This window comes from Promicromonospora sp. NPDC060204 (genome assembly GCF_042728455.1).
GTDB lineage: Bacteria > Actinomycetota > Actinomycetes > Actinomycetales > Cellulomonadaceae > Promicromonospora.
This window is the reverse complement of record NZ_JBHWZO010000326.1, coordinates 1-6,142: the sequence shown is the minus strand read 5'-3', so window position 1 is coordinate 6,142 and position 6,142 is coordinate 1. Positions and strand designations below refer to the sequence as shown.

The window sequence follows — 6,142 nt, the reverse complement described above, 5'->3', positions numbered from 1 at the left end:
CTTTTCTACGCTTTGAGCTGGCCGAAATATAATAAACCCGGTCCTCAAAGGGGAGGTGCGGCGCCGGCCGTCCGGCTCCAGCACATCGAACCTCGGCCCTGTCGGCCTCAGCCCAGCCGGCGTCGGCCCGGCAGACCTCAGCCCATACGACGTCGGCCCAGCCGGCCTCAGCCCTTGCGCTTGCGGATCTCCGCCGCGGCCTGCGGGAGCACGTCGGCGAGCTGCCCCACGACGGCGAAGTCGCAGATCTCGAAGATCGGCGCCTCCGGGTCGCTGTTCACGGCGACGATCACCTGCGACGCCTGCATACCGCCGCGGTGGTGCGGCGCGCCCGAGATGCCGGCGCCGATGTAGACGCGCGGGGCGATCGTCACGCCGGTCTGCCCCACGTAGGAGTCCCACCAGCCCTCGAACGCGGCGTCGCGGGACGCGCCCACGGCCGCGCCGAGGGCGTCCGCGAGGTCCTCCACGGGGCCGAAGTCGCCGTCGGTGCCGCGGCCCCCGGCGACCACCACGGCCGCCTGGTCCAGCGGCGGACGGCCGCTCCTGTCGGCTTTGACCTCGCGGGACAGCAGCGCCACGGGCGACGCGGGCACCTCGACGGCGTACCCCTCGGTCACGGGCTCGACGGCGGCCGGCGCGGGCTGCGCGACGGCGGAGTTGGCCCGGACCGTCACGACGGCGACGTCGGCGGTCACCGCGCACTCGGTGTCCCACGAGCCCGCGAAGACGCGCTTGCCGGCCACGACACGGCCGTGCACGTCGCGCAGCGAGGAGGCGTCGATGACCAGGCCCGCGCCCAGGTCGTGGGCGGCCAGGGCGGCGGCCTCCTTGGCGGCGAACGACGTGGGCAGCAGCACCACGTCGGCGTCGGTCAGGCGGACGGCGGCCGCGAGCGCCGCGGCGACGACGGCGGGCAGGTGCCGCTCGTCGCCGCTCACGCAGGCGCCGTCCCGGGCCGGCTCCGCCTGGTGCACGGTCTCGACGCCGTACGCGCCGAGCTGCGCCAGCACCTCGACGGTGGGTGCCTCCAGGGCGACTGCCTCGACCCGGCCGAGGCCGCGGGCGATGGTGAGCAGCTCCAGCGTGCTGGTGCGGACCTCGGTAGCGGGGTCGAGCAGGACCAGGACGGTGCGGTTCGTCATCGTGTCTCTCAGACCAGGTCGTTGCGGATCAGGAAGTCGGCCAGCGCCACGCCGCCCTCGCCCTTGTCGGTGACGAGCTCCACCTCGGGGCGTGCGGGGCGCGGGGCCGCTGACAGCGTCTCGGTGCGGGCGCCCGCGCTGCCCGCCACGGCGGGGTCGAGGCCGAGGTCGGCCGGGGACCACACCTCGATCTCCTTGCTGCGGGCCGCCATGATCAGCTTGAAGCCCGGGAACCGCGGCTGGTTGGCGCCGTCCGTCACGGACAGGAGCGCGGGCAGCGGCGCGGTCAGGGACTCGGTGACGTCGTCGATCTCGCGGGTGATCGTCAGCACGCGCTGCCCGGAGTCGTCCGGGTCCGCGAGCGAGACCTTCTTGGCGAGGTTCAGCGTGGGCAGGCCGAGCTCGGCGCCGAGCAGCGTCGGCACCACGGAGCCCAGGCCGTCCAGGGCGGCCATGCCGGTCACGACGAGGTCCACCGGCGCCTCGTCGCCCAGCTTGCGGACGGCGGCGGCGAGCACCGCGGCGGTGCCGAAGTAGTCGGAGCCGGCCAGGGCGTCGTCGGACACCCGGATGCCCCGGTCCACGCCGAGCTGGAACGCCTTGCGCAGCGCGACGTCGCCGTCGGGCCCGGCCATGGTGACCACGACCACCTCGCCCTCGTCCGCCCCGATCCGGCCGGCGGCGCGCTCGGCCTCGACGATCCGCAGGGCCGCCTCGATCGCGTTCTCGTCCAGCTCGTTGAGGGTGCCCTCACCGGCCGTGCGCACGACCCGGCCGTCGGAGAAGCCACGCTCCGTGTTGATGTCGGGGACGTACTTGGCGGTGACCACGATGCGCATGGGGTAACCGTACGACGTCGGGCGGCGTGGGACGGATCGGGTCCACGAGCGGGCCTGAGACGATGGGGCATATGGCGCAGTCACGACGAGCAGAACCGCAGCGGGCGCCGGGCGACCCGGTGCCCCGTCCGGTCGTCCGGCCGCTCATCCGGCCGTCGGCCCGCCGCAGCCACGTGCCGCCGCTGGGCGTGTACGTGACGCCCGACGGCGGGATCGACGCGGCCGTGCTGGCGTCCCACGCGACGGCGGTGGACCTGTGCCTCATCGACGTCACGGACCCGGCCCTGGACGAGCACGACCCGGGCCGGTACACCGAGCGCCGGTTCGAGATGGTGGGGCCGGTGTACGGCGTGTGGCACACGCACGTCCCGGACGTCGCACCAGGTCAGCGCTACGGCTTCCGCGTGTACGGCCCGTGGGACCCGCGCGCGGGGCTGCGGCACAACCCGGCCAAGCTGCTGGTCGACCCGTACGCCCGCGGGTTCGCGGGCCGGCTGCGCTACGGGCCGGAGGTGGTCGGCGCGGTGAGCACGGAGCGCGAGGATGGCTGGTGGCTCAGCGACCCGTACGGCCCGCCGGACGCGACCGACTCCCTGGCGTACGTGCCGCACTCCGTCGTCGTCGCGCCGCTGCCGCCGCCCGCTCCCCTGTCCCGGCCGCGTGTGCCCTGGGCCGAGACCGTGGTCTACGAGGCGCACGTGCGCGGGCTGACGATGCTGCGCGAGGACATCCCCGAGGAGCTGCGGGGCACGTACGCGGGGGCGGCGCACCCGGCCGTCGTCGAGCACCTGAAGAGCCTCGGCGTCACGACGCTGGAGCTGCTGCCGATCCACAAGAGCGTGGCCGAGCCGCGGCTCGCCGCGCACGGGCTGTCGAACTACTGGGGCTACAACACGCTCGGCTTCTTCGCGCCCAACGCTGACTACGCGACCCGGGCGGCGCAGGAGCAGGGCGCGGAGGCCGTGCTCGACGAGGTGCGCGGCATGGTGCACCTGCTGCACGAGGCGGGCATCGAGGTGCTGCTCGACGTGGTCTACAACCACACCTGCGAGGGCGGCGACGACAGCCTGCACCTGGCCTGGCGCGGCCTCGACAACCCGGTCTACTACCTGCACGACGGCGCCTCGCCGGCCGCGCTCGCGGACGTCACGGGCACGGGCAACTCGCTGGACTTCCGGCGGCCGCGCGTGATCCAGCTCGCCCTGGACTCGCTGCGCTACTGGGCCGAGACCGTGGGGGTGGACGGGTACCGGTTCGACCTCGCGGTGACGCTGGGCCGCGGCAACGTCGGGTTCGACCCCGACCACCCGTTCCTGGTGGCGCTGCAGACGGACCCGGTGCTGTCGGGGCTCAAGCTCGTGGCGGAGCCCTGGGACGTGGGGCCGGGCGGCTGGCAGACGGGCTCGTTCCCGCCGCCCATGGCGGAGTGGAACGACCGGTTCCGCGACGCCGCGCGCGGGTTCTGGCTGGACGCGCCCAAGCAGGGCGTGCGCGGGCAGGAGATGCGCGGCCTGCGGGACCTGGCCACGCGGCTGGCCGGGAGCGCCGACCTGTTCGGGCCGGGCGACCCGCCACTGGTGCGCGGCCCTGTGGCGTCGGTCAACTACGTGACGGCGCACGACGGCTTCACGCTCGCCGACCTGGTCGCCTACGACCACAAGCACAACGAGGCCAACGGCGAGGACAACCGCGACGGGTCGGACAACAACCTGTCGTGGAACCACGGGCTGGAGGGGCACACCACCTCGGGCGACGACGCCACGACGGAGCCGTGGCAGGCGATCGTGCCGCCGCGCCGCAAGTCGCAGCGCAACCTGCTGGGCACCCTGCTGCTGGCCGCCGGCACGCCCATGCTCACCGCGGGCGACGAGCTGGGCCGCACCCAGGGCGGCAACAACAACGCCTACGTCCAGGACAACGAGACGTCGTGGATCCGGTGGGCCGTGGACGACGCCGGGACCGACCTCCTGGAGACCACGCGCTACCTGCTGGCGCTGCGGCGCGAGCACCCGGCGCTCCGGGCCGACTCGTTCTTCCTGGGCTCGCCCCGGCCGCACGAGACCGACACCGACCTGCTGTGGTTCTCCGAGACGGGCGCGGCGATGGAGGTCGACACGTGGAACCAGCCCGGCCGGCGCGTGCTGCAGATGCTGCGGCCCGGCCCGGCGGTGGGTGACGCGGACGTGCTGCTGGTGATCAACGGCGGCCTGGACGACGTCGAGGTGACGCTGCCGCCGCGCGACGGCGCCGCGCCGTGGGAGCTGGTCTGGGACTCCGCGTGGGACGCGCCCGTGGTGCCGGACGACGAGACCGGGCCCCGGACGTCGGTGACCCTGGAGGCGCTGAACATCAACGTGCTGCTGTCCCGCGGGGTCGGTCCTGGCTAAGGTGCGCACATGACTGACTCCGTCCACAACAACGCCGTTGGCACCGCGGGGAACACCGACGTCATCGTCATCGGTGCGGGCCTGTCCGGGCTCGTCACCGCGACCGAGCTGACCGCCGCGGGCAAGCGCGTCGTCCTGCTCGACCAGGAGCCCGCCGCGTCGCTGGGCGGCCAGGCCTGGTGGTCGTTCGGCGGGCTGTTCCTGGTCGACTCCCCCGAGCAGCGCCGGCTCAAGGTGCGCGACTCCGCCGAGCTGGCGTTCTCCGACTGGCTGGGCTCCGCGCAGTTCGATCCCGGCGCCGAGCGCGGCGAGGGCCCCGACCGGTTCGGGTACCGCTGGGCCCAGGGGTTCGTCGAGTTCGCCGCGGGCGACCTGCGGCCCTGGCTGCACGCCAAGGGCGTGCGCTGGTTCCCGCTGGTGCAGTGGGCGGAGCGCGGCGGCTACCCCGCCGGCGGGCACGGCAACTCGGTGCCGCGCTTCCACGTCACGTGGGGCACCGGCCCCGCCGTCGTCGAGCCGTTCGTCGCCGCGGCGCACGAGGCCAACCGGGCCGGGCTGCTCGACCTGCGCTTCCGGCACCGGGTCACGTCCCTGGTGGTCACCGACGGCCGCGTCACCGGCATCCGCGCGCAGATCCTGGCCGACGACGACGCCGGCCGCGGCGAGCCGTCGGGCCGCACCGTGACCGGAGAGGTGGAGCTGTCCGCCCAGGCCGTCGTGGTCGCGAGCGGCGGCATCGGCGCCAACCACGACCTGGCGCGCGCCCGCTGGTCCGCCGACGCCGGACACCTCCCCGGACGGATGCTCTCGGGCGTGCCGGACTCCACGGACGGGCTCATGCTGGGCGTCGCCGCCGACTCCGGCGCGGCGCTGGTGCACGAGGACCGCATGTGGCACTACCCCGAGGGCATCGCGAACCACTCGCCGGTCTGGACGCAGCACGGCATCCGGATCCTGCCCGGCCCGTCGTCGCTGTGGCTCGACGCCGACGGCAACCGGCTGCCCGGCCCGCTGTTCCCCGGCTTCGACGCGCTCGGGGCGCTGCAGCACGTGACCACCCGCGGCGACGACCACTCCTGGTTCGTGCTGAACAAGACGATCATGGAGAAGGAGTTCGCGCTGTCGGGCTCCGAGCAGAACCCCGACCTGACCGGCAAGTCCGTGCCCCTGCTCCTGGAGCGGGTCCGCGGCCGGTCGGTGCCGGTGCGCACCTTCGCGGAGCAGTCGGAGGAGTTCCTCTGGGCGGACGACGCCTTCGAGCTCGCCGCGAAGATGAACGCGCTGACGGAGGCCACCGACGGGTCGAGCGGGCACGTCGACGGGGCGTCCCTGGCCGCGCTGATCGCTGCCCGCGACGCCCAGGTCGCGACCGGGCTCGGCAAGGACCCGCAGGTCGTGGCGACGGCGGCCGCACGGCACTTCATCGTGGACAAGGCCATCCGGGTGTCGCCGCCGCGCGCGCTCACCGACCCGCAGGACGGGCCGCTGCTCGCCGTGCGGCTGTCGGTGCTGACCCGCAAGACCCTCGGCGGCCTGTGGTGCGACGAGACGGGCCGGGCGCTGACCCCGGACGGCGAGGTGCTGGAGGGCCTGTGGGCCGTGGGCGAGGCGGCGGGCTTCGGCGGCGGCGGAGCCCACGGGCACCGCGCGCTGGAGGGCACGTTCCTGGGCGGCTGCCTGTTCACGGGCCGGACGACGGGCCGCGCCCTGGCCGCCACGCTGTGACCGGCCGGCTGACTGTGACCGGCCGGCTGACTCGGCAAACCAGAAC

Annotated in this window: 4 protein-coding genes; 2 read left to right on the top strand and 2 right to left on the bottom strand. The window is 74.4% G+C overall.

Annotation, left to right across the window (positions count from 1 at the left end):
• Positions 1 to 167: 167 nt before the first annotated feature.
• The gene (locus ACFWEJ_RS26230; protein WP_377232111.1) at positions 168 to 1,145 is read right to left on the bottom strand and encodes an electron transfer flavoprotein subunit alpha/FixB family protein; all 978 of its coding nucleotides are present in this window, start codon (positions 1,143 to 1,145) and stop codon (positions 168 to 170) included.
• A gap of 8 nt (positions 1,146 to 1,153) precedes the next feature.
• Positions 1,154 to 1,984, bottom strand: a complete 831-nt coding sequence (locus tag ACFWEJ_RS26225; protein WP_377232110.1) for an electron transfer flavoprotein subunit beta/FixA family protein — start codon at positions 1,982 to 1,984, stop codon at positions 1,154 to 1,156.
• Between the two features lie 71 nt (positions 1,985 to 2,055).
• Between ACFWEJ_RS26225 and glgX the strand changes: the two genes are divergently transcribed.
• Together glgX and ACFWEJ_RS26215 are read left to right on the top strand one after the other, a co-directional pair.
• Positions 2,056 to 4,371: a glycogen debranching protein GlgX gene (gene glgX, locus ACFWEJ_RS26220; protein ID WP_377232109.1), complete on the top strand. Its 2,316-nt coding sequence runs from the start codon at positions 2,056 to 2,058 to the stop codon at positions 4,369 to 4,371.
• Positions 4,372 to 4,380: 9 nt separating this feature from the next.
• Complete coding sequence (locus tag ACFWEJ_RS26215) at positions 4,381 to 6,096, top strand: FAD-binding dehydrogenase (protein ID WP_377232108.1); 1,716 nt, start codon at positions 4,381 to 4,383, stop codon at positions 6,094 to 6,096.
• The last annotated feature ends 46 nt before the right edge of the window (positions 6,097 to 6,142 follow it).